Below are 24,982 nucleotides of genomic sequence, written 5' to 3'. Positions count from 1 at the left end.
TTTTGGATTGGTTGGGAATTTGAAATAATAAGGTATTGCGCGGGAATTAATGTCCTGCATGGAGGTGTGATTCGATGAATTTATACTTTTAAAGGCTGTTGTTTTGGGTGTTCAATTTTGTGTGGGTTTGTGAATGCAATTGCTGGTTTTGAAGCTCAGTTGCATGTGCAGTCTTTTAACGCTGCCAAAACGGTAAACTTTGTTGTCGAAATTTTCCTGGTCAAAGTGGATACTCAAGCCTCCGCAATGCGGAGTACACCCGAAAGATTGTCGAATCGCGATTATCAAATCAGCCCCCATATGCCTTGATCGCCAAACGCATCTCGTCCGCGACTTTTTTGGCACGCGCCACGTCATCGCTGGCTTCCAGGCTTTGCAGGTGTTCGCGCAGGTAGGCGAGACGCTCTTGGGCATCAATGGCCACCTCAGCGGGTGTTCTGACACGCTTGCGACCCCGGGTGTAAGGGATGGGTACCGAGTTTCGTTTGCGAAACAGGCCCAACTCATGGAGGTCCAATTCCAATGAATTCACCACATCCGCGATTTCAGTCGACGATTGCGCGTTGCGGCTCATGGCGTTGTAAAGCTTTCGGAACGTGGCGTTGAGTTCTTTCAGCAACGTGGCCTGTACGTCCACGGGTTGATCCAGTTCTCGCAGAAATGACTTGAGCGTCTTGCGGCGGTATTTGACTTGGCTGCCCAGCATGGAGCTGTAAGCGCACAGGCCCTCAAAGTTAACGCCCGAATCTTCCAGGGTGTGGCGCAATTGCTCCAGCACCTCAACCACCGATTCTTCGGGGCGCAGGTCTGCCTTGTTCAGCACGACATAAAGGGGGCGCTCCTCGTTTTGCTGTTTCAGAAGAAAGTCAAGGTCGGGCTTTGGCATCTCGCCATTGCTGTCGATGCCCACCAGCCATATCAGCGCCTGGGCCTGTGAGATGAACACCTGTGCTTGCTGTTGGTCGCCGTCGGTATGTGCTCCCTCTGACTGAGCCGCGTCATAGCCTGGCAGGTCGATGAAAGTCAGGTGCTCCAAGCCCTTCAGAGGGGTTTCGATGGCCACAAACGGCAGGATCTCGCGCAGGTTGAAGCCGAGGTCGTGCACAAACGTATGAGAGAGCCTGTTGTAGAAATCTGGGGCAATGTCGATCACGCCGCCTTTGTAGGTGTAGCCGCGTATGGTGTTGCCTGTGCCTGGCATCACATAGGTCGGTATGGAGGTAACCGGCTCGATGCCTACCGGCAAGCTCACCTGGGTGTCTTCGATGAAGCTGGTGATGAACGACGACTTGCCACTGCTGAATCCGCCACCCACGGCCACCACGGTTTTGCATTGCAGGGCAGGGGAACTGCCCAGCAGTTCCAGCTTGTCCGCCACGCCCTGCAGCCTGAACAGGACTTCGGCGGTGATGGCACTCGGTACCTCGACACCACTGAGCAAGGCGTGTACGTCATGCTCCAGCAGGTCGCGGAAGGCTCGCTCACAGGTATTCCGTGCCGGCTTTGCGGAGAGGATTTGAACGACGAATGCCGCACGATCCGCCAATTCCTCAGTCATTTCGTCGTTGGACTCGAGATCTGTTGTGGGGGCGGTTTGCTCCCAGCCCGTCATGCCATTGCTTGTTTGGTTCATGCCAGGGCCCGCTCTAGGTAGTTCATTCCTTCTTGGCGCATCCTGAGCAGCAAATCTTTTGCTGCTCCCGGGTCGACGTTCGCCAATAAGCCCTTTTGTAGTTGCATCATTCGCTTGTTCACATTTCTTCGCAGGCTTGGCAGGCGGGTGCCGTTTTCAGCTTGTGCTCCTATCAGATCGTCAATTTCGTCTGCGCTGTATACATGTTCGATATATTCGCGCCGCTGGGAATCGAGATCGCTCTCCTCTAGTACCCCGTTCGGGAGATGGCTGAGCAATTCCATGAAGTCCAGGCGCAAGGATTTGACTGCGTCCAGCGTTGCAGTCCGTTGGGACGACGCGCCTTCAACCTGATCCATCAACTCGCCAAATTGCCGGAGCACGCGGGTCATTGGTTGGCCGGGTTGATCCCAAAGGCCAAAACTCTCCAGCAGGCTTTTCTGCAAAAATTGAAGCTCTTCGCCCAGTACGGAGCTGTAAGCGCTGAGGCCGACAAACTGAATCCGTTCGGCCTCCAACAAATCGCGGATTTGATCCAGTACTTCAGTCACCTGGCTGGGCTCGCGTAAATCGGCCTTGTTCAACACCACATGAATCGGTAGATCGCGCTGAGACAACTTGTCCAAGTGGGCCAAATCCGTTTCGGGCAACGTGCCATTGCTGTCCAGGCCGACCACCCAGACGATGGCATCCGCACTCTGCATGAAGTCTGTTGCCGTGAGTTCGTCACCTGCTGTGTGGATGCCTTCTGAGTCCGCAGCGTCGTACCCGGGCAGATCGACGAATGCCAGATGCTCGACATGACGCAGTGTGGTTTCGATCGTCACGTAGGGCAGGATGTCGCGCAGGTTGAAGCCCAGTGATTGGGCAAAATCGTGAGACAAGCCCTTGTAAATGTCGACTGACATCGAGATTTCGCCGCCTCGAAAGGTATGGCCCCGTATGGCGTCAGTGCCTCCTGACATCACATAGGTCGGGATGGAGGTGACGGGCTCCATCCCGTTGGGCAGTTCGATGGTCTGACCCTCTATCAGGCTGGAAATGAAAGACGATTTGCCACTGCTGAAACCCCCTGCCACGGCCACGACGAACTTGTCTCTCAATAGAGGGGTGCTTTCTAGCATTGCAACGGTTGCTTCAAGCTCCTGCACTCGGTCCAGTACAAAGGCTAACGGCTCGGCCGGCAAATGCAATTCACCCAGTGCCGGCACAAAAAACACTTTCAACCAATCGGAGAACGATGGGCCCCCCGTGGGCTCCTCAAACTGATCTTTGTCCCATTCAGGGTCGTGTCTGTGGGGCGGGTGCACGCGGGGCGGCGCACTGAGGATCTCGCGTACCAAGGCCTCCTTCTTCTGCAGCACCGCTTTCTCGTGCGCCAATACCTGGTTGGCTGCTTGTTCCTGTTGCAGCCATTTTTGGTGCTGGGCAAGATCGCGCTGTACTTGCTGATGCACTTCTCGCAGGCTTTCCAATGTGGCCTGCAGTGTCCTGCATTCCTCAGAAGCGACGAGTAAGTCGCGCTGGCTTTGTGTCGCGCGTTGTTCCAAAGCGGAGTAAGCCATTTGAAGAGACTGGTGGCTGGCTTGCGCCTGCGCCAACGCACTACCTTGCTGTTCATTCTCCTGAGTCAGCGCTTGCCGTTGCCCTTTCAATTCGGCTAGGGCTAGCTCTAAACCAGTCAGGGTTTGCTGACTTTCGCTCAGCGCATCGCGCAGGGCACTGGCATCAAGCAGCAAAGCGTTGTGCGCAACGGTCAGGGTGGTATTGGCGTCGGTGCACTCCCGCAGGCGCTCGGCTTGCTGGCTGTGGGTGTCTTGTAATTGCTTTAGCGTGACCTTTTGGTGTTCAAGGTCTCCCTTCAGCACCGCTTGGTGCTTGAGAATTCGCGCTGTCAGCGCATCAGCAGCGCTGATCTGCTGTCGCGCGTCGTTGACCCATTTCTTTCGGTTCAGGCTCCAGAACCGACCCAGCTGCGTCAATGCAGGCAGCAGTTGCTGCTCTAAAGTATCAGGCGCCATGTCGCAGCTGCTTGAGGTCAGCGATGAGGGCGTCGTATTGCTTCAGTGTTTGGGTCTTTTCCTTGATCTGTTTCTTAAGCAGTTGCAGGTCTTCTTCATACTGACTGAACAGAATTGCCCCCACATCCACTCCTGCGGCTCTGTCGATATAAACCTTGGCAAGGCCTCGGCCAGATTGGAGGGCGGCTTTCTTGAGTTGGTGAAGGTATTTCGTGGCAGCTTGCATAAAGCTCTCTGCGGCCGATCCTTTCAGGGGGCCACTGCGTGTCAAGTCATCTGGTAATGGCGGCAACTTGGGGTCGTCAAAGCTGCGCAATTCCCCAACGGCGCTCAGGCAAGCCTGCTCCAGGGCAACGTGGTCAATATCACGGTCTGCCAGCACCTGCGCTTCTCGCAGGCGGCCCAGCACAGCTCCCGTCAGGGTCTTGCGCAGACGGCTTCGCTGCTCAGCCACGGCGGTAGCCTGTGCGGTCTCCAGGTTCAAATGGAGTTCTTCGAGCGCGTCCCGAATGGCGCTGGCCTTGACCGTTTGCACGGTTCGGGAGCGGGTTTCTTGTCCGCCTACGTTAATGAACCGGGCAAATCCTGCCAGCCAGCCCTCGGAGTCAACTTTGTATGTCTCAACGTCTGTGCCGCGTGCGTTTTCAGCGGTGCGCTCCACTTGTGAAAAGGCTTGTTTGGTTGCCGCTTCCAACGCAAGCACCAGAGCCTCTGAGCTGTCCTCTACAGCGTTTTGAACAGCCAAGTTGACGACTTTGGTGCCCTGGGATTTTGCCTTCTGCAGAGCTTGCAGGCGGCTCTCCAGCCCTTCACTGGTGGCCGTTTCTACGCCAGCACGTTCCTGGGCCAACAATTCCAATGCCTGCGCCAGACTCTCGGAGAGCTGACCCCCTCGGTCGTGCACAAAGTTCAGGGCCGACGTGGCCTGAATGGCTTCCTTGTTGCTCCTGACCTGTTCCAGGAACCCTTGCGTCTTGGTCATGCCCGCCAGGGATGACAGGCACTCCTCAGCGATGGCGGGGGTGGAAAAGACCGCTGGGTAAGCCTTGGTCAGCATTTGCTGAATGTGCCGAGCGTTAGCATCCCATTGGGCTTCCGACTGGGTTGACAGCGTGTGGGCCACACTGGAGGTCACGACCAGGCGGTTTTGCAAGCCGGAGAGCAAAGTCGCCACACCGGGGTTGGCGTTGCGCTGGACCGCCAGGGTCTGCTGGGCCTGCTTGGTCAGAATGCCTTGAACTTCGGACAGTGCTGTCAGCAATTGACCTTGACTCTGGCGCTGCACGCTTCCAAAAAGCTGACTGTCCACTTGGCTTGCGACCAAAAATACTTCCCGAACGCCTTCTTTCGTGCCCAGGCGATCCATGAGTTCCAGATCCTGCGCATTCAAAAACTGCCCCGCCGGGCTGACAACCAACACGGCATCGCAGCGGTGCAATTCGCGGTAGGTGCGAGCCTCGCGTGAGGGGATGGGGTCGTTGACGCCAGGGGTGTCCACAATTTCCAGGTCTTTCAAACCTGGCAGTGGCAGGTACAGCCGAAGGCAATTGGTGAAAGGGGTGAAGCGCCCGTTGGCTCCCACGTAGTCGGCCAGTTCTTCGCGCAGTGCAGCGATGGATTTCGCCTTGAGCTGTATGGCCTCACCTTGTGCCCAATCGGCAGGCATGCCTCCGGCCTTCAGAATGCGCTCATGCATGTCCTTGGCGCCACCAAGTTGCGGATCCTGATCGAGTTCCCGGCGAACAGCTTGCTCAATGCGATCCGGGTCCAGGGCGGGGGCAGGGCGCCCTCCGAAGGAGGCTGGGCGCGCAGTCTGCTGCGCCATTCGAGCCTCGATGCGGGACCTCAGTTCGCGGTCATATTCCGCTGCGCGTTGGGCAATTTCTGCCAAATCTTCGGGTTCGAAAGGCTCGACCTCTGCCCGCGCCACGTCACCGTATGCCAGCACCGTGAGCGATGCTGTCATTGGTGTGGCCGCTTTGGGGAGAACGTCTGCCCCATCAAAGAGCAGGGCATTCAACAAGGAAGATTTACCTGCCTTGACTCGGCCAATGATGCCCACGCGCAATTGCCGTCCTTCGCGGGCTTTTTCGGCAATGGTGGTCTGGAGAGCTTCGGCATCTAGCCATTGGCTCTCCTGGATCCTGCCGCGCAGACCCTGGGTTTGATCGGGGTAGCGGTCCAGTACCTCATCGAATTTCGACAAGCGCTCTGCCAATTGCTTGGCTTGCGTGTTCAGCTTGTTGTTTTGGGTCATCGTCTGCTTCTTAGAGTGGTTTAGAGCACCTTGTGCGCACGGGCCAGTGCTTGGGCGTTGGTGCGAACTGCCAGCACAGCGGCACCCAAGGCCGCTCTGTTTGCGGCTTGCATGTGCGCTTCGGCGTCCTTCAAAACATTTCGTTTGGCTTGCAGTTGTTGCTCGAAGGCATTGGTCACCACTGCCATGGCTTGTTCGTTGGCCTGGGTCAGGACAGCCGCCACTTCTGGGCGCAGACTCCGGATGAGATCAGGGATCAAATTTTCGCGGATGGCCTTTTTGGCCTGTTCCAACTGTTGCCCTTCGCCGACCTGACCCAGCACGTACCCCAAAAGTGGGGGGAGGATCAGCGTTGCCGCTTTCAAGATGGGGTGAGGCAGCAGCTTTCCGATCACGGCCGTGCTGCCGATGAAGCCGGCCGCCCAGCGCATCACGGGTTCTATCTTGTTGGGGGTCAGGGCAGACAACAGCACCGGAAGTAGATTTGTCTGCAAGTCGTTCAACAAGGTTCTGGTCCAATCTTCAGGAATCTGAAAATGGCCGCTTACACCGTTGGCTGTAGCCCGCGTAAATTGGCTGACCACTTCTTCGGACAGGTGATCTGTGGCGACCTTGAGTCCTGCCAATAGGCTGGCCCGAACCTCGTCGGAGACCACGCGTGCCAGTTCGTCATTGCTGCGCAGGGCTGCACGAGCCATGTCATCAACGGCCAAGTTCAGAGCGTTGGTCACACCCGTCAGAACATTGTTCACAGAGGTCGCCAGATCAGCCGATCGCGTCGCCGTCAATTTGGCATCACGCTGTGTTTCCAGTTCATGGATGGCCACCTCCAACTCCGACACCCGCTTTTTGTTTTCGGCTTCGTCATGTTGAATGGCCTCGGAGGCTGTCTGCAGTATGTTCTCAAGCGTCTGGGACAACTGCTGCAGTCGCGCTTGGAATAGGTTGTTCACCAATGCCTCTGGATCGATGCTTTGCAGCATCGCCTGAATCGCCCCTCCGTCCAGTTGACTGACTCGACAGGTCGCAGCCTCTAGGCCCACCTCAGCCAGTTGATCGCCGATGTAGGCCTGAACCGCTTCAACTTCTTGTTGGGGCCGCAGGTCGGCCTTGTTGACGCACACAGAAAACGTGCGGCCAATCGTCACAACCTCTTCAATGCGACGCAGTGTCTGGGTGTGCAATGCCCCTTCTTCAACGCTCACCACGAACAGGTAGTGGGCACCCTGGCCGATGTAGTGAGCAATCGCCCTGTTGTGGGCGTCCAGGGGGGAGTTGAAGCCCGGCATATCGACCAACACCAAAGGTTGCAGGGCCTTGAGTGCTGAGCGTTCCGCGTACAACTTCACCAGTTCGATCTCGTGCGCTCGTGACTGTAGAGTGGGTAAGGCAGCGAGAGGGAATTCCTGGGTCTTCCCATCCAGAAACACCACTTCCAGGCGCTCCCGTTGGTCATATCGAAGCTCGGTCGGCATGGCTGTTTCGGGGGTGATGGCGACGGGCAGCAAGTCCGTGCCCACCAAGGCATTGAGCAGCGAGGATTTACCTGCGCTGAATGCTCCCACAACTGGAATCAACAATTCGCACTGCTGAATGGCAGTTTGTAAACCTGAAATTTCAGGTTGCAAACGGCTGAATTCGGCACGCAGGAGTGGCAAATCGCTGCCAGCTTGCTTCAACTCATGCTCGATGGCGTGTAGAAAGCCGATCAAGTTCTTTTGCGCTTTTGTCATGTCGTGTCTCATCCTCCATGCCGGAGGCTGGTTAAAGGAGAGGCTTGATTGAGAAAGGGATCAGCTTCAGCCGACTTTCCGCTTGAAAGATAGTTTTTCGTGGAGAGACAAGGCAAGCCATGTGCCGAGGGCGATGGCGATCGTCAACTTCAAAATGTCTTCTTGGTGGCAGGGTGGTCGATAAATCATGTTGGGCCGGGGCTGAAAATGGAGGCAGGTTGTGTTGCTTGATTCCGCATGGGCATTCATTTTTCAGTGGCTTGACGACAAGTCGTGACGCAAGGGCTTCGCAGGTCAGCTCATTCATGAACGGGTTGCATTGCTGTATCCCAAACATCCCCCCCAAACCCCTGCAACCACTGCCGCAGCCGCAGCGTGTCCTGCAACGGCGCGCTCACCGCGTAGTGATCCCCACAGTCCTCAATCGTCTGGTCTTTGGACAGCGGTGATTCAGTCAGGTGCAGGCCAGCCTTTTTTCTGATCTTGAAGCTCAGTTGCACACGAGGGCCTTCGCTGGAGGCAAAGCGGCCGTCTTCGTCGTATTTGTCGAGGTCGAAGTCGGCGGGGCGCTCAAAAGCTTTGGTGGAGACGGTGGCGGCGGTGATCCGGTTGATGGCCAGGGTGCGTTCGTTGTCGTAGCCCTCGAAGCGGCACACCAGGTACAAGCGCACGCCTTGTTGGGCAATGCCCAGGGGCATCACATAGGCCGATTTGGCCTGTTGGGTCTGGTTGCGGTAGTCGATGTTGAGCCACTTGTTGGCGTACAGGGCGCTGCTCACGGCCTCCAGCACGGCCTCGTCGATCCGGGGCGGCAGCAGGGGCTGGGTGGCCGATACGATGCGCACTTTGTCCAGCCACTGGGCGCTGAGGCGGGTGGCCTCGTCTTCACTGAGACTGGCGATGGCTGGGGCCACCTTGCGGTGGGCCTGCTCAAAAAAGCCTTCCATGGCCTTGAGCATTTGGGTGGGCATCAGGTTTTTCAGGTGCTGCTCGGCCAGCAGCAGCATCAACGAGTCGGACTCGCTGAGGCTGCGCACTGAAAATTCTTTGGACTGGGTGCGCCACCGGTAGCCATAGGGCTTGCTGCGGGTGTCGCACTCGATGTCAAAGTGCTCCACCAGCATGCCCAAGGTGCGTTGCACACTGCGCTGACTGCGCTTGATGCCTTTAGCCTCCAGGCGTTGCATCAGGGTGGCACTGTCGATGGCCTTCACGGGCGAGAGCTCGCGCATGATTTCAAGGGCCATGCGCAGGGTTTCGAGGTTTTCGACCCTTTCCCTCATGCGGCCCCCAAGGCTTGATATGCGTCAATCAGAACCAGGGGTTCAAATTGCCGTTTTAAGGACCAAAAATATTGGAAATTAGAGCCTGCTTCAACAGAGGCCGTAGAGTGTGGAGAACTGGATTTGAGCATCCCTGATCGCTGGTGTTTTTTTGTAACATTCTAGCGGTCGGGTTTGTGCGTTACCGAACGTGGTACTGCGTCTTTGCGTGATTTGTTGCTGGTTTGAATCAAGTTATTTGCCTGCTGCGGGGGCTTGGGCAGGTGGCCGTTCACTTGCGTGCTTTGCGTCGGACGCCTCCGGGCCATTGGCGCGATTCCTGGAACCACGTCCTGGTGGGCGAGATTAAGCGGCCAAGCCAGGGCTGCACCGCAGGGCGCTGATGAGCATCGCCCTCCGGGGTCTTGGCCCGGCCCAAGTGTCTTCACTCCCAAGTCGGCGAAAATCCCCCACCTGCCAGCCCCGGTCCCTTGCCGGCCAGCCCGCCGAAGCGCCGCTCCCCCAGCGGCACCTTCCCTTTTGTCTCTTTGACCTTTCTCTCTTCTCGTTTTTGCCATGGCTATTCTTTTGGCGCCCATGGAGGGCCTGCTCGATTGCGTGTTGCGCGATGTGTTGACCCGTGTGGGTGGGGTGGACTTGTGTGTGTCGGAGTTCATCCGGGTGACGGGCACGCTGCTGCCCGAGCGGGCTTTCAGGCGCATCGTGCCTGAGCTGGACAACGGCGGGCGCACGGCGGCGGGGGTGGCGGTGCGGGCGCAGCTGATGGGCTCTGACCCGCAGTGCCTGGCCGAGAACGCTGCGCGGCTGGCGGGCCTGGGGCCGGCGGGGATCGACCTGAATTTTGGCTGCCCGGCCAAGGTGGTGAACCGGCATGGCGGCGGGGCCGCCTTGCTGCAAGACCCGGAGCTGCTGCACCGCATCGTCTCGGCGGTGCGGCGGGCGGTGCCGGCCCAGGTGCCGGTGTCGGCCAAGATGCGCCTGGGCTTTGACGACGACCAGAGCGCAGAGGACTGCGCCCGGGCGATTGCGGCCGGGGGCGCCAACCAGCTGGTGGTGCATGGCCGCACCCGGGCCCAGGGGTACAAACCGCCGGCTTACTGGGCGCGCATTGCGGATGTGCGCAGCGTGGTCAACATCCCGGTGGTGGCCAATGGCGAGATCTGGACGGTGGCCGACGCGCAGCGCTGCCGCGCCGAATCGGGCTGCCAGGATCTGATGCTGGGCCGCGGCATGGTGTCCGACCCCGGGCTGGCCTGGGACATCCTGGCCGCCGATGGGGCGGCTGAACCTGGCCAGGCCCCGCAGTGGGCCGATCTGCAGCCCCTGTTCCACCTGTTCTGGGCCCGGGTCAAGCTGCGGGTGGAGCCGCGCAACCGGGCCGGGCGCCTCAAGCAGTGGCTCAACTACCTGCGCCGTCGCTACCCCGAGGCCGAGCAGGCCTACCAGGGGCTGCGGCTGATCAACGATTCGCGCCTGGTGGAGGCCTGGATGGCCGAGCACCTGGCCGCGCCGCCTGAGCTGGCTGCGGCCGAAGCGACGGCCGAGCCCGAAGTGCTGGCCGAGGCCTGCGCGGGCTGATCCGCCTTATTTTTTGCCTTCTACCGGGTTGGCCAGCAGCGATTGCGCCGGGTAGGCGCGCATGAAGTCGCGCGCCTTTTCGGGCGTGGTGTTGAGCCAGGCGTCGTAAGAGCCTTCGTTGAGGATGACGGGCATGCGCTTTTCGTTGCCGTCGTGCTGGTAGCGGCGCATCAGCGCGTGGCTGTTGGCGTTCACGGTGAGCAGGGTGAAGCTGATGATCTCTTCGCCCTCGGCGCCCGTCCACCGCTCCCACAGGCCGGCCACGCCCAGGGGTTTGCCATCGACCCGGGCGATGCGGGTGGGCACGGCCTTGCCGGTGCGCAGATCGTCTTCAAAGAAGGCCATCATCGGCACGATGCAGCGTTGCGAGGCCAGCCAGGCATCGCGAAACGGGGTCGAGGTGGTGAGGGTCTCCGAGCGCGCATTGACGAGCTTGACCGAGCGCAGCTTGGCGTCCGAGGCCGATTTGACCCAGGCCGGCACCAGGCCGAACTGGCCAATGGCGAGTTCTCGCCCGGGCAACTCGGGCGCCGGGGCGGTGGCGTCGGCGTCTGGCTGGGGCGCCTCGGGGGCTGGATTGGCGCTGCTGGAGGCCTTGCGGATGAAGGCCGCCGGGCGGCGCGGCACGATGTCGCGGCCGGGCAGGGGTTGGGGGGGGCTCACGCGGAAGGCGTCGCTGAACAGGGTGTCCTGGGTCAGGCTCTGGTAATGGCTGGGCATGGGGGGATGCTAACCGGCCCGCCCCACCTCCAAGCCCGGCGGCAGCGTGATCCGCACCTCCAGCCCCGGCTGGGCGTTGCGCACCTGCCATTGGCCGCCATGCGCCTGGGCCACCAGGCGGCACAGGTACAGGCCCAGGCCCACGCCGCCGCTGCTGCGTTCGCGGGCGGCGTCGGGGCGGTAAAAGGGCTCGGCCAGGTGCGGCAACACCTCGTCGGGTACGCCGGGGCCAAAGTCGCGCACGCTCAGCACCCATTGCAGGCCCGCGGCCTGCAGGCTGATCACCGGGGGCCGCGCGGCCTGGGCGCTGTGGCGCAGGGCGTTGTCCAGCAGGTTGCGCACCAGCAGGCGCAGGCGGCTGGGGTCCAGCCTCAGCAAGGGCATGCTGGCGGGCAATTGCCGTTCGATGGTGCTGGCGCCGTCGAGCTGGGCCAGCACCTCGTCCACCAGGGCGGGCAGGGCGGTGGGCTCCAGGTGCAGGGCCGAATGGCCTTGGCCCAGGCGCTCGCTTTCCAGCAGGTCGCTGATCAGGTCGCGCATCAGGGCCAGGTCGCGGGTCAGGGCTTCGCGCAGGGGCTGGGCCTCGCCGCTGTCGGGCAGCAACTCGGTGTTCAGGCGGGCCCGGGTCAGGGGGCTGCGCAGTTCGTGGCTGATGGCCAGCAGCAAGGCGCGCTTGGCGTCCAGCATGCCGTGCAGGCCCTGGGCCATGGTGTTCACGTCGGCGGCCAGGGCGGCCAGCTCGTTGTGGCCGCGCAGCGGGATGGGCTGGTCAAAGTTGCCCTGGCCAAAGCGCCGGGCCCCGGCGCGGATGTCGTCCAGCGGGCGCAGCAGGCGGCGCAGGACCAGGTAGGTGCCGGCCGTCAGCAGCAGCAATGCCCCCAGGGTGAACCAGCCGATGCGCCGGGGCTGGTACTGGCCGCGGCCCAGGTTCAGGCCCAGCTCGATGTGGTGGCCGTCGGCGGTGTCGCGCTGCAGCAGGGGCGAGTCGCCTTCGCCCTCGCTGGCATGGCGGCGCCAGCCTCGCTCGGCGTGGGGCGCGGGGTTGGACACCCAGTTCACCTGGGGCCCGCTGATGCGCAGCGTGATGGGCAGGCGCTGCACCAGGGCCTGGGCCTTGTCCACCTGGGGCGGGCTGCCCAGGTCGGCCACCAGGTGGTCGACGTAGTCGACCACCAGGGGGCGGGCCGCGTCGCGCCAGCCCAGGCTCATGGCGCGCTGCATGCCGCCGATGAAGGTCAGCGTCAGGGCCACCGCCAGCACCAGGAACAGCACGATCAGGCGCAGGCGCAGCGAGTGCCGCCACGAATGGCGCAGCGCATGGTGGGCGTGGTGCAGGCGATGCAGCCTGCGCAGCTTGCGAGGGCTGGGTTCAGCCATGGGGCGCCGCCTGGCCTCGGGTGTCGCCCGGCGGCAGCGTGGCCAGTGGGGCCAGCCCCAGCGAGTAGCCGGCGTTGCGCAGGGTCTTGATGCAGTCCAGCGGCTCCAGCTTCTTGCGCAGCCGGCTCACCACGATGTCGACCGCGCGGGTGTACAGCTCGGCCTCGTGGCCGCGCAGCTGGTTCAGGATGTCGTCGCGGCTGAACACCTTGCCGGGCTCGCGCGCCAGCAGGTGCAGCAGGTCGAACTCGGTGCTGGTCAACTCCAGGGCCTGCCCGGCGCGCTGCACCTGGCGGGTGACGGGGTCGATCTGCAGGCCGTCAAAGTGCAGGGGGCTGCCCTGGGGTGGGCGGGCCGGCTGGCGCCGGCGCAGCACGGTCTGAACCCGGGCCACCAGCTCGCGCGGCTCGAAGGGTTTGGGCAGGTAGTCGTCGGCGCCCAGCTCCAGCCCCACCACGCGGTCCATCACATCGCCGCGGGCGGTCAGCATGAGGATGGGCAGGTCGCTGGTCTTGCGGATCTCACGGCACAGGGCAAAGCCGTCCATCTCGGGCAGCATCACGTCCAGGATGGCGACGTCAAAGCCTCCGCGGGCCAGCCGGGCCAGGCCCTCGCTGGGGCGCAGGGCCTGCTCCAGTTGCAACTCGAAGCGGGCGAAATACGCCGCCAGCGGCGGGCCCAGGTCGGTGTCGTCGTCGATCAGCAGGATGCGTGGCATGGTGCGGATTGTGGCCGATGCGAGATCGTGAACAGGCTCTTAGCCGCCCCAGCGGTGGCCGTGGCGCTTTTGCATGAAGTCGCGCACCTTCTGCTGCTGCTCGGGGCGCAGGCTGTCGTAGAAGTCGCCGAAGGCGGCAATCACCTCGGGGCTCTGGTTGCGCACGATGTCGGTCTTGTCGTTGACCAGGGCCTGGGCGCGGCTGCGGTCGAACTTGTTGCCGGCCACCAGGGCCTGCAGGTCGGCACGCGGGTCGGTGCTGTTGCCCATCAGGGCCTTGCGCTGGGCATGCAGCTTGTCGCCCAGGGCGCTCAGCAGCTGTTTCTGGGGGGCATCCAGATCGAGCTTGCTGGCGATGCGCTCGACTATTCTGCCGCGGAACTGGGCGGCGTCGGTCTCGCTCATGGGCCCAGAGCCCCAGCGGGGGCCGTCGCCCATGTGGCCGCAGGCACTCAGGCTGCCGGCCAGCAGCGTGGCGCCCAGGGCGCCGAACAGAACACGTTTGTTGAGGAAGCGGAGGCGGATGAATCGCATGGCAGGCACTTTCAAGGACAGAGGTTGAAGAACATGTCCTGCATGGTGCCGCCGGGGGCCGGCCGCGTCCTGTCGCTGCGGTTTCGGTTTGTTTCGTTTTATGTCGACGGCTCAGCTCTGAGCCGTCGTCCTGTCTTTTTGCCCACGCAGCGTGACCAGCGAAAACGCCAGGGCCATCAGGGCCGAACCCGCGATGCCGGCCACCATGGGGCGGGCCGTGCCGTCGACAAACAGGCCCACCACGGCCATCACGGTGGCCCCCACCACGAACTGCAGGGTGCCCATCAGGGCCGAGGCGGTACCGGCCAGGGCGCCGTGCTCCTCCAGGGCCAGCACGGCGGTGGTGGGCACCACCAGGCCCAGAAAGCCGTAGCCCAGCAGCAGCATGGCAATCATCAGGGCCAGGCTGTCAAAGCCCAGCAGGTTCAGGCCCAGCAGGGCGGCCATGGTCAGGGCATAGCCCAGCACGGCCACGCGCACCAGCGGCACCAGCCCGAAGCGGCGCGTGAGCTGGCCGGTGAATTGCGAGATGCCGATGAACGAGGCCGCGTTCACCGCAAAGGCGATGCTGTACTGGCGCGGGCTCAGGCCGTAGTGGTCGATCAGCACGAACGACGAGTTGGCCAGGTAGGCAAAAAAGCTCGAGATGCCAAAGGCCCCGATCATCACCAGGCCCATGAAATGCCGGTCGCGCAACAGCAGGCCGTAGGCCCGCAGGGCGCCGCCCACACTGCTGTCGGCGCGCTGCTCGGGCAGGCGGGTTTCGGGCAGGCTGCTGGCCAGCAGGGCCAGGCCGGCCAGGGCGGCCACCGTCACGGCCCAGAACACGCCGCGCCAGCCGGCCCATTCGATGATCAGGCTGCCGCTCAAGGGCGCCAGGATGGGCGACACGCTGAACACCAGCATCAGCAGCGACATCAGCCGGGCCGCATCGTGGCCGGTGTGCAGGTCGCGCACCACGGCGCGCGGCACCACCATGCCGGCGCAGGCACCCAGGCCCTGCACAAAGCGCAGCGCGATCAGGCTGTGGATGTCGGGGGCCAGCGCGCAGCCCACGCTGCCCAGGGCAAACAGGGCCAGGCCGAAGTACAGCGGTGGCTTGCGCCCCACCATGTCGGACACCGGGCCATAGATGATCTGGCCGATGCCCAGTGAGATGAAAAACGCCATCAGGCTGGCCTGCACCGCGCCCATCGAGGCGCCCAGGCTCTGGCCGATCGAGGGCAGGGCCGGCAGGTACATGTCGATGGCGAAAGGCCCGATGGCCGAGAGCAGACCGAGCACCAGCGCGGTCTTGAAGAAGTTGGATGTCATGGAGAAGCCTGCAGCCCAGGGCAGCGTGTCGACGCCCTGTCTGCTTGTGCGGGGGGAAAGGAGCGACAGCATAGCCAATGCGGCCGCTGGTCGCCGAAATATGGCGGGTTAACCCTTGGTGCGGCCGGAAATCGACCGCTTATCCCTTGTAATGCGCCACCAGTGTGTCCACCAGGGCCTGGGCGTAGGGGGGCAGGGCGGCCTGGTCGCGCACCAGCACGTAGCGCTCGCGCACGGCCCAGGCATCGGTCAGCTCGATCAGGGCCAGTTTCATGGCCTGCTGGTTGCGGCGTGCCGCGCTGACCGGCACCACGCCGATGCCCACGCCCGCGCCGATCATGCGGCACATGGCATCAAAGCTGGCCAGCTGGATGCGCAGGCGCAGCGGTTTGCCCAGGCGCTCGGTCACCTGGGCCAGAAAGGCCTGGATGGTGCTGCCGTGCTGCATGCCCACGGCGTCTTCGTCCAGGGTCTCGGCAAAGGCGATGCTCTTGCGCCGCGCAAAGCGGTGGCCGCGCGCCGTCACCAGCACCAGCCGGTCGGTGCTGAAGTGGATGGCCTGCAGGCCCAGGGTGTCGATCTGGCCGGCCACGATGCCCAGATCGGCCCGCCCGTCCAGCACGCCGCGGGCGATCTCAGCATTCGGTTTTTCCTGAAGGTCGACATTGATGCGCGGGTTGGCGGCCAGAAACGGCGGCAGGATCTCGGGCATGAAGTCGGTCACCGCCGTGGTGTTGGCAAACACCCGCAGGTGGCCGCGCAGGCCACCCGTGTACTCCTGCAGGTCCAGGCGCAGCTGCTCGGTCTGGCGCAGCACGCCGCGGGCATGGTGCAAAAAGGCCTCGCCGGCCGGCGTCAGACGCACGCCGCGGGCCTCGCGGTAGAACAGGGGCAGGCCGGCATGCGCCTCCAAGGCCTTGATGCGCGCGCTGGCCGCTGCCAGCGACAGGTGTTGCGCGGCGGCGGCGCGGGTCAGGTTGAGCGCCTCGGCCGTCTGCACGTACAGGCGCAGGTCGGTCAGATCGAACTGCATGGTGCCATGCTAGCCCAAAGCCGCGCTGCCGGCCCCCAGCCTCTTGAAAAACAGAAGGCTTGGTCTTGAAATCAATGATTGCGCCCACGCGCCAGGGGGCCGACGATGCGGGCTGTCTTTTCAGATCGTTCCGACCCAGATCGTTTCGACTTTTTTACAGGCCTCTGATTCTCATGAGCGACACCTCTCCCCGCAACGTCGATGCCAGCCTGCTGGCCCACCTGCAGACCTGGCAGGGCCGCAGCGAAACCCTGCACGACACCCTGACCTCCGCCCCGGTCAGCGGCCTGTCGGCCACGCTGGACCGCGACGACCCGGCCCCGCAGCCCGGCACGGCCCTGCCGCCGCTGTGGCACTGGCTGTACTTTCTGCCCCAGGTGCGGCAAAGCGGCCTGGGGCCGGATGGCCACCCCCAGCGTGGCGGTTTTCTGCCCCCGGTGCCGCTGCCGCGCCGCATGTGGGCGGGCGGGCGCCTGCGCTGGGAAGAGTCCAACCCCCTGCAGGTGGGCCAGGCGGTGCAGCGCGTGTCGCGCATCGAGTCGGTCACGCACAAGGCGGGCCGCACCGGCGACCTGGTGTTCGTGCTGGTCAAGCACGAGGTGCACAACGAGGCCGGCCTGGCCCTGACCGAAGAGCACGACATCGTCTACCGCGCCGCGGCCCAGCCCGGCGACCCCGTGCCGCCCCCCGTGGCGGCCGACACCGGGGCCCCCTGGCAGCGCGAGATCGTGCCCGACGATGTGCTGCTGTTCCGTTACTCGGCGCTCACCTTCAATGGCCACCGCATCCACTACGACCGCCGCTATGTGACCGGGGTGGAAGGCTACCCTGGCCTGATCGTGCACGGCCCCCTGATCGCCACCTTGCTGGTGGACCTGGTGCGGCGCCAGCAGCCCGGGGCCCGCTTCAAGCGCTTCGACTTCAAGGCCGTGCGCCCCACCTTCGACCTGCACCCCTTTGCCGTCAACGGCCGCCCCGAGGCCGATGGCAAGACCGTGCGCCTGTGGGCCAACGATCACGAGGGCTGGCTGACCATGCAGGCCACGGCCGAGCTGTTCTGAGCTGTCCCAACCTCCATCCCATCCAATCCAACAAAAGAGACACCATGATCAAGCAAGCCCCCGACCAGTACCAGGAGATCCGCGATGCGGTGCGCGCCCTGTGCGCCGAGTTCCCAGACGAATACCACCGCCAGATCGACCACGAGCGCGCCTACCCCGAAGCCTTTGTGGATGCCCTGACCACGGCCGGCTGGCTGGCCGCGTTGATCCCGGCAGAGTACGGCGGCTCGGGCCTGGGCCTGGCTGAGGCCTCGGTGATCATGGAAGAGATCAACCGCAGCGGCGGCAACTCGGGGGCCTGCCATGGTCAGATGTACAACATGGGCACCTTGCTGCGCCACGGCTCGAAGGCGCAGAAAGAGCTGTACCTGCCCAAGATCGCCAGCGGCGAGTGGCGCCTGCAGTCCATGGGGGTGACCGAGCCCACCACCGGCACCGACACCACCAAGATCAAGACCTCGGCCGTCAGGAAGGGCGACCGCTATGTGGTCAATGGCCAGAAGGTCTGGATCAGCCGGGTGCAGCACAGCGAGTGGATGATTCTGCTGGCGCGCACCACGCCGCTGGCCGAGGTCAGCAAGAAGAGCGAGGGCATGTCGATCTTCATGGTCGACCTGCGCGAGGCCGAGAAGAAGGGCATGACGGTGCGCCCGATCCAGAACATGGTCAACCACGAGACCAATGAGCTGTACTTCGACAACCTGGAGATCCCGGCCGAGAACCTGATCGGCGAAGAGGGCAAGGGTTTCAAGTACATCCTCGACGGCCTGAACGCCGAGCGCACCTTGATTGCGGCCGAGTGCATCGGCGATGGTTACTGGTTCCTGGACCGGGTGACGAAGTACGTCAGCGAGCGCGTGGTGTTCGGCCGCCCGATCGGCCAGAACCAGGGGGTGCAGTTTCCGATTGCCGATGCCTACATCGAGGTGGAAGCGGCCAACCTGATGCGCTACAAGGCCTGCGAACTGTTCGACGCCAACCAGCCCTGTGGCGCCCAGGCCAACATGGCCAAGTACCTGGCGGCCAAGGCCAGTTGGGAGGCGGCCAATGCCTGCATCCAGTTCCATGGTGGGTTTGGCTTTGCCCACGAGTACGACGTGGAGCGCAAGTTCCGGGAGACGCGGCTGTATCAGGTGGCGCCTATCTCGACGAATTTGATTTATTCGTATGTGGCGGAGCATTTGCTGGGTTTGCCCCGGTCGTTTTGATTCGTTTGTGCGTGGTGCTCATGCTTCTGCTCTTGGTTTCAGGTCGGAGGCCGGGATTGCGGTCCGGTGGGTGCCGGGCGTTGGCGGTCTGCTTTGTCCATTCGATCAAGGCTTTGTTTCGTCGCTGCGCTCTGTTCCTTCTGTTCTTCTTTGAAGGGCGGAGGCCGGGGGTTCGTCCCGGCGGCCGAGGCACTTTTCTTTGTCTCGCCAAAGAAAAGTACCCCAAAGAAAGGCGACCCGACGTGCACGCCCTGCTGCGCAGGGTCCGCTGCGCTGCTCAACTTGGGCGGGGTCTCGCTAAACTCGCTGACGCTCAAACAGACGCGAGCCCTTATCCGCCCAAGTCTGCGCTGCTCGCCGTGCCCGACGGGAGGTGGGGAGCGGGAGCCGACGGCTGCTGCTGCGCAGCGGCGCCGTGTTGTTTCAATCGGAGGGCGCGGCTGCTTCGCAGCGCGGGGGCGCATGGGCGCTCTGCCCAGCACATCAAACAGCAATTCACCAGAGCTTCTGGATGCACCCACACAAGTGATTTCGTCAGTGCGTTCGCAAGCTCGCCCGCTCCCGATCCCGCTTGCCCCGTGGGGCAGGGCCGAGCAGCGCAGCGCCAGGGGGATCAGGCCCCGCGTCTGTTTGAGCGCAGCGAGTTTAGCGGGGACCCCCCTGGCGCGAGCAGCGCAGGGAACCACGAAGTGGCCCTGACTTCGGGTCGCCTTTCTTTGCTTACTTTCTTTGGCGAAGCAAAGAAAGTGAGGCGGCCGCCGGGCCGCAACCCCGGCCTCTGCCCTGAAACAAAAAGCAGAAACCACAGAGCGCAGCGGCAACAACGAACCTACGCCGAGTGGGCAAGTCAAGGTTGCCATTTTGAGCACCAGCCGAAGTGCAACCCCGGCCTCCGCCCTCAACCAAAGAGCAGAACCACCAGAGCGCAGCGGCACAACAAAGCCACAAGCAAGTGGACAAGGCACACCCCCCACCCGTGCCCCCAACAAGCAGCCATCCCCCTGGCCCCATCCCACAGACAGTGAGTCACCATCATGACCCAACGCCCCCTAGACGGTATCACCGTCATCTCCCTCGAACACGCCATCGCAGCCCCCTTCTGCACCCGCCAACTCGCCGACCTGGGCGCCCGCGTCATCAAGATCGAGCGCCCCGGTGCGGGCGACTTTGCCCGGGCCTATGACCAGCGGGTCAACGGCGAGGCCTCGCACTTCGTGTGGGTCAACCGCTCCAAGGAAAGTCTCACCCTCGACCTCAAGCAGCCCGAGGCCCTGCAGGTGCTGCAAGAGCTGCTGAAAGACGCCGACGTGCTGGTGCAGAACCTGGCCCCAGGGGCCGCTGCCCGCATGGGGCTGGGCTACGACAGCCTGAAAGACAGCCACCCGCGCCTGATCGTGTGCGACATCTCGGGCTACGGCGAAGACGGCCCTTACCGCGACAAGAAGGCCTACGACCTGCTGATCCAGAGCGAGGCCGGCTTTCTGTCGGTCACCGGCACGCCCGATGAGCCCTGCAAGGCCGGCAACTCGGTGGCCGACATCGCGGCCGGCATGTATGCCTACAGCAGCGTGCTGGCGGCCCTGCTGCAGCGGGGGCGCACGGGGCAGGGTGGGCACATCGACGTGTCCATGCTCGAAGCCCTGGGCGAGTGGATGGGCTACCCCATGTACTACGCCTACCAGGGCGCCACCCCGCCGCCGCGCAGCGCGGCCGCCCACGCCACCATCTACCCTTATGGGCCTTTCAAGGCTGGCGACGGGGGCACCGTGATGCTGGGCCTGCAGAACGAACGCGAGTGGAAGGTGTTCTGCGCCGTGGTGCTGCGCGATGCCGAGCTGGCCACCGACCCGCGCTTTGACAGCAACGCGCGCCGCAACGAACACCGTGAAGCGCTGAAGGCCCTCATCCTGACGGCCTTCGGGGCCCTCAGCAGCGCCGAGGTGCTGGCCCGGCTCGACGAGGCCCAGATCGCCAACGCCCGCATGAACGACATGGCCGGCCTGTGGGCCCACCCGCAGTTGCAGGCGCGTGAGCGCTGGCGCGAGGTGGGATCGCCCGCAGGCAGCATCCCGGCCCTGCTGCCGCCGGGGCGCCACAGCAGCTTTGACTACCGCATGGAGGCCGTGCCCGCCGTGGGCCAGCACACCGAGGCCATCCTGCACCGCCTGGGCCGCAGCGAGGCCGACATCGCGGCCCTGCGTGAGCGCGGCGCGATCTGATCTGAACTGCCACCCAACGAAACCAGACGAAAACAGAACATTCCGGAGACGACAAGCCATGACATCCCTCACCCCCACCGCCGCCCTGGCCCAATTCGCGGCTGGCCTGCGCTATGACGACATCCCCGACACCGTGGTGCGCAAGACCGAAGACCTGCTGGTCGACTGGTTCGGCTCGGCCGTGGCCGGCCATGGCTCGCGCCCGGTGGAGAGCATCACCCGCTTTGCCGAGCACATGGGATGTGCGGGCGGCGCAGGCGCCCCCAAGCTGGGGCAGGGCGGGGCCGAGGTGCTGATCAAGCGCCAGCTCAACAGCCCCTACCTGGCGGCGATGGCCAATGCCGCGGCCTCGCATGTGGCCGAGCAGGACGATGTGCACAACGGCTCGGTGTTCCACCCGGCCACGGTGGTGTTCCCGCCCGCGGTGGCGGTGGCGCAGGCGCTGGGGCGCAGCGGGCGCGACCTGCTGGCCGCCTCGGTGGTGGGCTACGAGGTGGGCATCCGTGTGGGCGAATTCTTGGGGCGCTCGCATTACCGGGTGTTCCACACCACCGGCACGGCCGGCACCCTGGCTGCGGCTGCCGCCGTGGGCCACCTGCTGGCGCTGGACGCGCGCCAGATGCAGCACGCCTTCGGCTCGGCGGGCACCCAGTCGGCCGGGCTGTGGGAGTTCTTGCGCACCGCGGCCGATTCCAAGCAGCTGCACACCGCGCACGCGGCCGCCGCCGGCCTGATGTCGGCCTACCTGGCCAAGGATGGCTTCACCGGCGCCGCCGACATCTTGGACGGCCCCCAGGGCATGGCCGCCGGCATGTCCAGCGACGCGGACCCGGCCCGCCTGGTCGACGGTCTGGGCGCGCGCTGGGTCACGGCCGAGACCTCGTTCAAGTACCACGCCAGCTGCCGCCACACCCACCCGGCCGCTGACGCGCTGCTGCTGGTGATGCGCGAGCATGGCCTCAAGCCCGAAGACCTGGCGGCCGTGCAGACCCATGTGCACCAGGGCGCGATCGACGTGCTGGGCCCGGTGGTGTCGCCCAGCACGGTGCACCAGAGCAAGTTCTCGATGGGCACGGTGCTGGCCCTGGTGGCGCAGTTCGGGCACGCGGGCCTGGCCGAGTTTGATCAGCACTTTCTCAGCGAGACCACGCGCCAGCTTCGCGACCGCGTGACCATGAGCCTGGACGCCGAGGTCGACGGCGCCTACCCGCGCCGCTGGATCGGCAAGGTGACGGTGCACACCACCGACGGGCGCGTGTTCCAGGGCCGGGTGGACGAGCCCAAGGGCGACCCCGGCAACACCCTGAGCCGCGACGAGATCACCGCCAAGGCCTTGCGCCTGGCGGCCTTCAGTGGCGGCGCCCAGGCCGGTGAGATGGCCCAGGCGGTGGAGCACCTGTGGCAGGTGAGCCAGTGGCCGGTGGTGGGGCGCCTGTTGCCGGGGGCCGCATGAACACGGCCCCCTTGCCGCGCCCGCTGGGCGAGGCGCGCAGCCTGCTGTTTGTGCCCGGTGACCGCCCCGAGCGCCTGCCCAAGGCCCTGGCCAGTGCCGCCGACGCGGTGATCCTGGACCTGGAAGACGCCGTGGCCCCTGCTGTCAAGCCCGCCGCCCGCGCCGCCCTGGCCCAGGGCTGGCCGAGTCTGAGCGCGGCCGAGCGCCAGCGCCTGTTGGTGCGGGTGAACGCGGTGCCCGCGCCCGGGCATGGCGACGACCTGGCCCTGCTCGAAGCCCTGCCCGGCCTGGCCGGCGTGATGCTGGCCAAGGCCGAGAGTGCGGCGCAGCTGCAGCCCTTGGCCCAGCGCCTGCCGGGCCTGCCGCTGCTGCCCCTGATCGAGAGTGCCCAGGGCCTGCTGCACTTGCAGGCCATCGCGGGTGCGCCCCAGGTGCTGCGCCTGGTGCTGGGCCACATCGACCTGCAGGCGGACCTGGGCATGGCCTGCGGGCCGGACGAGGCCGAGCTGCTGCCTGCCCGCTGGCAGCTGGTGCTGGCCTCGCGTGGCGCCGGCCTGGCGCCGCCGGTCGATGGCGTGACCGTGGCGCTGGACGAGCCCGAGCAGGCCTTGAGCGACGCCCGGCGCGCCCGCCGCCTGGGCTTTGGCGCCAAGCTGTGCATCCACCCCAGCCAGATCGAGGCCGTGCACCAGGGCCTGGCGCCCAGCGCGGCCGAGTGCGACTGGGCGCGCCGCGTGTTGGCGGCTGCCGAGGCCGCGGGCGATGCCCTCGGGGCCGGTGCCCTGCGGGTGGATGGCCGCATGGTCGATGCCCCGGTGCTGGCGCTGGCAAGGCGCTGGCTGGCCCTGGAGCACCGACCTGTGATCCCCTGATGGATGGGCCGCCCCGGGGTTAGGCCTAGTGCCGGCGGGCCCCAAGGCGGCGCAACATGGCTGCAGAACAAGAACGACACAGCAGGGAGTGCGCCTGGCACTGCGGCGTGAGAGCAGTGAAGCCTGGGTCGGGTGCACCGTACCCACCCCAGAGAACCCCTTAGAAACAGAGAGACAAGACCCATGACAAATCGCTTCAGCCCCTTCCAATCCCTGTGGCGCACCGGCCTGGCGGCGCTGGCCGCCGCCACCCTGCTGGCCGCAGGCCCGGCCCGTGCCGAGGTGTTCCCCGACCGGCCCATCACCATGCTGGTGCCGTTTGCAGCCGGTGGCCCCACCGACGTGGTGGCACGCCTGATCGCCATCCCCATGGGCAAGGCCCTGGGGCAGACCGTGCTGATCGAAAACGCCGTGGGCGCGGGCGGCACCATCGCCGCCACCAAGACGGCGCGCGCCGCTCCCAACGGCTACACCATCTTCCTGCACCACATGGGCATGTCGACGGCACCGGCGCTGTACAAGAAGCTCAGCTTCGACCCGCTCAAGGATTTCGACTACATCGGCCAGGTGGTCGATGTGCCCATGACCCTGCTGGCCCGCAAGGACTTTCCGGCCAACAACCTGCAGGAGGCCCTGGCCTACATCAAGGCCAACAAGGAGAAGGTGACGCTGGCCAATGCCGGCCTGGGCGCGGTGTCCCACCTGTGCGGTCTGATCTTCATGAGCACCATCGGTGTCGACCTGAACACCATCCCCTACAAGGGCACCGGGCCGGCCATGAACGACCTGCTGGGCGGGCAGGTCGATCTGCTGTGCGACCAGACCACCCAGACCGTGCCCATGATCAAGGAGGGGCGCATCAAGGTGTTCGGCGTGACCACGCTGAACCGTCTCTCGGCCCTGCCCAATGTGCCCACGCTCGACGAACAGGGCCTGAAGGGCTTTGACGTCAAGGTCTGGCACGGCATGTACGCCCCCAAGGGCACGCCGCCCGAGGTCATCAACAAGCTCAACGCCGCCCTGCGCACCGCCTTGCAAGACCCGGTGGTCACCAAGCGCCTGGCCGATCTGAGCTCGGATGTGCCGCCGCTGGACAAGATCACCCCCAATGGGCTCAAAACCCACCTTGAGGCCGAGATCAACCGCTGGGGCCCGGTGATCCGCAAGGCCGGCATCTACGCGGATTGAGCTGGCGGGCGAGGGGCCCCGTTTTGCGCCAGCGCATGGACTCAGACGCGGTGCCGGGTTAGAGTGGGCCGTCCACTTGACGGAGGCCCGCCATGTCACGCGCAACCGAACGCCACCCCGCAGCCCCTGACACCGCGGCCTCGCAGGGCCTGTACCGCTGGCGCGCGGGTATCTATGACCTGCAACTGGCCCCGTACGACGCGATCCGCGCCGAGGCCATTGCCACGCTGCAGCTGCAGCCCGGCCAGACCGTGCTGGACCTGGGTTGCGGCACCGGCATGAGCCTGGACCTGCTGCAGGCCGCCGTGGGCCCGCAAGGCCGGGTGGTGGCGGTGGACCAGTGCCCCGAGATGGTGGACGAGGCGCGCCGCCGGGTGCAGCGCCACGGCTGGCGCAACATCAGCCTGGCCTGTGCCCCCATCGATCAGGCTGTTCTGCCCGAAGGGGCCGATGCCGCCCTGTTCCATTTCACCCACGACATCCTGCAGACGCCCGCCGCGGTCGATCATGTGCTGGCCCACCTGCGCCCCGGGGCCCGGGTGGCGGCCAGTGGCCTGCAGTGGGCGCCGGCGGGCTGGGGCGTCTTCAATGGCCTGGTGTGGCTGGCCGCGATGCATTCGGTGACCACGCTGCAGGGCCTGGGGCAACCCTGGCGGGCGCTGGCCGACCACGGCATCGAGTTGTCGCTGCAGACGCATCTCGGTAACACCGTGTATGTGGCCGGTGGATGCCTGCCCGCTTCAGCGGGCGGGCGGCCGGGCAGGCACAATCGGGGCTGAC

General features: G+C 64.6%; 19 protein-coding genes. 8 read left to right on the top strand and 11 right to left on the bottom strand.

Translation table 11 applies throughout. The features are described 5' to 3' along the window. Positions 1-289: 289 nt before the first annotated feature. The 5 genes from L880_RS33985 to L880_RS0130115 form a co-directional block, all read right to left on the bottom strand. On the bottom strand, positions 290-1,633 hold the full coding sequence (locus L880_RS33985; RefSeq protein ID WP_084461760.1) for a GTPase domain-containing protein: 1,344 nt from the start codon (positions 1,631-1,633) through the stop codon (positions 290-292). Next, complete coding sequence (locus L880_RS0130130) at positions 1,630-3,654, bottom strand: dynamin family protein (protein ID WP_027478763.1); 2,025 nt, start codon at positions 3,652-3,654, stop codon at positions 1,630-1,632. The genes L880_RS33985 and L880_RS0130130 overlap by 4 nt, the downstream gene beginning before the upstream one ends. Then, on the bottom strand, positions 3,644-5,911 hold the full coding sequence (locus L880_RS0130125) for a dynamin family protein (protein WP_051443686.1): 2,268 nt from the start codon (positions 5,909-5,911) through the stop codon (positions 3,644-3,646). The genes L880_RS0130130 and L880_RS0130125 overlap by 11 nt, the downstream gene beginning before the upstream one ends. Before the next feature lie 20 nt (positions 5,912-5,931). Continuing rightward, positions 5,932-7,644 (bottom strand): dynamin family protein, encoded by a 1,713-nt coding sequence (locus L880_RS0130120; protein ID WP_027478761.1) that lies wholly within the window; start codon positions 7,642-7,644, stop codon positions 5,932-5,934. A gap of 299 nt (positions 7,645-7,943) precedes the next feature. Beyond that, a complete protein-coding gene (locus tag L880_RS0130115; RefSeq protein ID WP_245615438.1) occupies positions 7,944-8,891 on the bottom strand; it encodes a helix-turn-helix transcriptional regulator in 948 nt (315 codons plus the stop codon). 591 nt (positions 8,892-9,482) lie between these two features. On the opposite strand from L880_RS0130115, the gene L880_RS0130110 reads away from it, so the two are divergent. Next, positions 9,483-10,505 carry a tRNA dihydrouridine synthase gene (locus L880_RS0130110; RefSeq protein WP_084461757.1) on the top strand — a complete coding sequence of 341 codons (1,023 nt, stop codon included), beginning with the start codon at positions 9,483-9,485 and terminating at the stop codon, positions 10,503-10,505. 6 nt (positions 10,506-10,511) lie between these two features. Here the strand turns inward: L880_RS0130110 and L880_RS0130105 are convergent, their stop codons facing one another. The 6 genes from L880_RS0130105 to L880_RS0130080 all read right to left on the bottom strand — a co-directional run bounded on the left by L880_RS0130105 (position 10,512) and on the right by L880_RS0130080 (position 16,201). Beyond that, positions 10,512-11,225: an SOS response-associated peptidase gene (locus L880_RS0130105; RefSeq protein ID WP_027478758.1), complete on the bottom strand. Its 714-nt coding sequence runs from the start codon at positions 11,223-11,225 to the stop codon at positions 10,512-10,514. A gap of 9 nt (positions 11,226-11,234) precedes the next feature. Further along, positions 11,235-12,602: a HAMP domain-containing sensor histidine kinase gene (locus tag L880_RS0130100; protein ID WP_084461756.1), complete on the bottom strand. Its 1,368-nt coding sequence runs from the start codon at positions 12,600-12,602 to the stop codon at positions 11,235-11,237. Beyond that, positions 12,595-13,320, bottom strand: a complete 726-nt coding sequence (locus tag L880_RS0130095) for a response regulator transcription factor (RefSeq protein WP_027478756.1) — start codon at positions 13,318-13,320, stop codon at positions 12,595-12,597. The genes L880_RS0130100 and L880_RS0130095 overlap by 8 nt, the downstream gene beginning before the upstream one ends. Before the next feature lie 39 nt (positions 13,321-13,359). Continuing rightward, positions 13,360-13,854, bottom strand: a complete 495-nt coding sequence (locus L880_RS0130090; protein WP_027478755.1) for a Spy/CpxP family protein refolding chaperone — start codon at positions 13,852-13,854, stop codon at positions 13,360-13,362. Between the two features lie 111 nt (positions 13,855-13,965). Further along, entirely contained in the window at positions 13,966-15,168 is a 1,203-nt protein-coding gene (locus tag L880_RS0130085) for a multidrug effflux MFS transporter (RefSeq protein ID WP_027478754.1), read from the bottom strand. A 139-nt stretch (positions 15,169-15,307) separates the two neighbouring features. Beyond that, positions 15,308-16,201 (bottom strand): LysR family transcriptional regulator, encoded by an 894-nt coding sequence (locus L880_RS0130080; RefSeq protein ID WP_027478753.1) that lies wholly within the window; start codon positions 16,199-16,201, stop codon positions 15,308-15,310. A gap of 173 nt (positions 16,202-16,374) precedes the next feature. Here L880_RS0130080 and L880_RS0130075 point away from each other — a divergent pair, with 173 nt between their 5' ends. From L880_RS0130075 to L880_RS0130045, 7 genes are all read left to right on the top strand, one after another. Next, complete coding sequence (locus L880_RS0130075) at positions 16,375-17,262, top strand: HTD2 family dehydratase (RefSeq protein WP_027478752.1); 888 nt, start codon at positions 16,375-16,377, stop codon at positions 17,260-17,262. 44 nt (positions 17,263-17,306) lie between these two features. Then, a complete protein-coding gene (locus L880_RS0130070; RefSeq protein WP_027478751.1) occupies positions 17,307-18,470 on the top strand; it encodes an acyl-CoA dehydrogenase family protein in 1,164 nt (387 codons plus the stop codon). Between the two features lie 1,034 nt (positions 18,471-19,504). Further along, positions 19,505-20,689 (top strand): CaiB/BaiF CoA transferase family protein, encoded by a 1,185-nt coding sequence (locus tag L880_RS0130065; RefSeq protein ID WP_027478750.1) that lies wholly within the window; start codon positions 19,505-19,507, stop codon positions 20,687-20,689. Between the two features lie 58 nt (positions 20,690-20,747). Further along, positions 20,748-22,142, top strand: coding sequence for an MmgE/PrpD family protein (locus tag L880_RS0130060; protein ID WP_027478749.1), 1,395 nt, complete (start codon positions 20,748-20,750; stop codon positions 22,140-22,142). Next, complete coding sequence (locus tag L880_RS0130055; RefSeq protein ID WP_027478748.1) at positions 22,139-23,014, top strand: HpcH/HpaI aldolase/citrate lyase family protein; 876 nt, start codon at positions 22,139-22,141, stop codon at positions 23,012-23,014. The genes L880_RS0130060 and L880_RS0130055 overlap by 4 nt, the downstream gene beginning before the upstream one ends. Positions 23,015-23,197: 183 nt before the next feature. Then, a complete protein-coding gene (locus L880_RS0130050) occupies positions 23,198-24,202 on the top strand; it encodes a tripartite tricarboxylate transporter substrate binding protein BugD (RefSeq protein WP_051443685.1) in 1,005 nt (334 codons plus the stop codon). A gap of 92 nt (positions 24,203-24,294) precedes the next feature. After that, on the top strand, positions 24,295-24,981 hold the full coding sequence (locus tag L880_RS0130045) for a class I SAM-dependent methyltransferase (RefSeq protein WP_027478746.1): 687 nt from the start codon (positions 24,295-24,297) through the stop codon (positions 24,979-24,981). Position 24,982 lies beyond the last annotated feature (1 nt).

The organism is Curvibacter gracilis ATCC BAA-807, assembly GCF_000518645.1.
Classification (GTDB): domain Bacteria; phylum Pseudomonadota; class Gammaproteobacteria; order Burkholderiales; family Burkholderiaceae_C; genus Curvibacter; species Curvibacter gracilis.
This window is presented reverse-complemented; position numbering and strand designations above follow the sequence as displayed.

Bases quoted from the DNA above. Each gene is read 5' to 3' on its own strand.
- L880_RS0130080 (WP_027478753.1), bottom strand. From the start codon at position 16,201: ATGCAGTTCGATCTGACCGACCTGCGCCTGTACGTGCAGACGGCCGAG.
- L880_RS0130120 (WP_027478761.1), bottom strand. From the start codon at position 7,644: ATGACAAAAGCGCAAAAGAACTTGATCGGCTTTCTACACGCCATCGAG.
- L880_RS0130085 (WP_027478754.1), bottom strand. From the start codon at position 15,168: ATGACATCCAACTTCTTCAAGACCGCGCTGGTGCTCGGTCTGCTCTCG.
- L880_RS0130100 (WP_084461756.1), bottom strand. From the start codon at position 12,602: ATGGCTGAACCCAGCCCTCGCAAGCTGCGCAGGCTGCATCGCCTGCAC.
- L880_RS33985 (WP_084461760.1), bottom strand. From the start codon at position 1,633: ATGAACCAAACAAGCAATGGCATGACGGGCTGGGAGCAAACCGCCCCC.
- L880_RS0130060 (WP_027478749.1), top strand. From the start codon at position 20,748: ATGACATCCCTCACCCCCACCGCCGCCCTGGCCCAATTCGCGGCTGGC.
- L880_RS0130125 (WP_051443686.1), bottom strand. From the start codon at position 5,911: ATGACCCAAAACAACAAGCTGAACACGCAAGCCAAGCAATTGGCAGAG.
- L880_RS0130115 (WP_245615438.1), bottom strand. From the start codon at position 8,891: ATGGCCCTTGAAATCATGCGCGAGCTCTCGCCCGTGAAGGCCATCGAC.
- L880_RS0130045 (WP_027478746.1), top strand. From the start codon at position 24,295: ATGTCACGCGCAACCGAACGCCACCCCGCAGCCCCTGACACCGCGGCC.
- L880_RS0130105 (WP_027478758.1), bottom strand. From the start codon at position 11,225: ATGCCCAGCCATTACCAGAGCCTGACCCAGGACACCCTGTTCAGCGAC.
- L880_RS0130050 (WP_051443685.1), top strand. From the start codon at position 23,198: ATGACAAATCGCTTCAGCCCCTTCCAATCCCTGTGGCGCACCGGCCTG.
- L880_RS0130055 (WP_027478748.1), top strand. From the start codon at position 22,139: ATGAACACGGCCCCCTTGCCGCGCCCGCTGGGCGAGGCGCGCAGCCTG.
- L880_RS0130095 (WP_027478756.1), bottom strand. From the start codon at position 13,320: ATGCCACGCATCCTGCTGATCGACGACGACACCGACCTGGGCCCGCCG.
- L880_RS0130130 (WP_027478763.1), bottom strand. From the start codon at position 3,654: ATGGCGCCTGATACTTTAGAGCAGCAACTGCTGCCTGCATTGACGCAG.
- L880_RS0130090 (WP_027478755.1), bottom strand. From the start codon at position 13,854: ATGCGATTCATCCGCCTCCGCTTCCTCAACAAACGTGTTCTGTTCGGC.
- L880_RS0130110 (WP_084461757.1), top strand. From the start codon at position 9,483: ATGGCTATTCTTTTGGCGCCCATGGAGGGCCTGCTCGATTGCGTGTTG.
- L880_RS0130065 (WP_027478750.1), top strand. From the start codon at position 19,505: ATGACCCAACGCCCCCTAGACGGTATCACCGTCATCTCCCTCGAACAC.
- L880_RS0130075 (WP_027478752.1), top strand. From the start codon at position 16,375: ATGAGCGACACCTCTCCCCGCAACGTCGATGCCAGCCTGCTGGCCCAC.
- L880_RS0130070 (WP_027478751.1), top strand. From the start codon at position 17,307: ATGATCAAGCAAGCCCCCGACCAGTACCAGGAGATCCGCGATGCGGTG.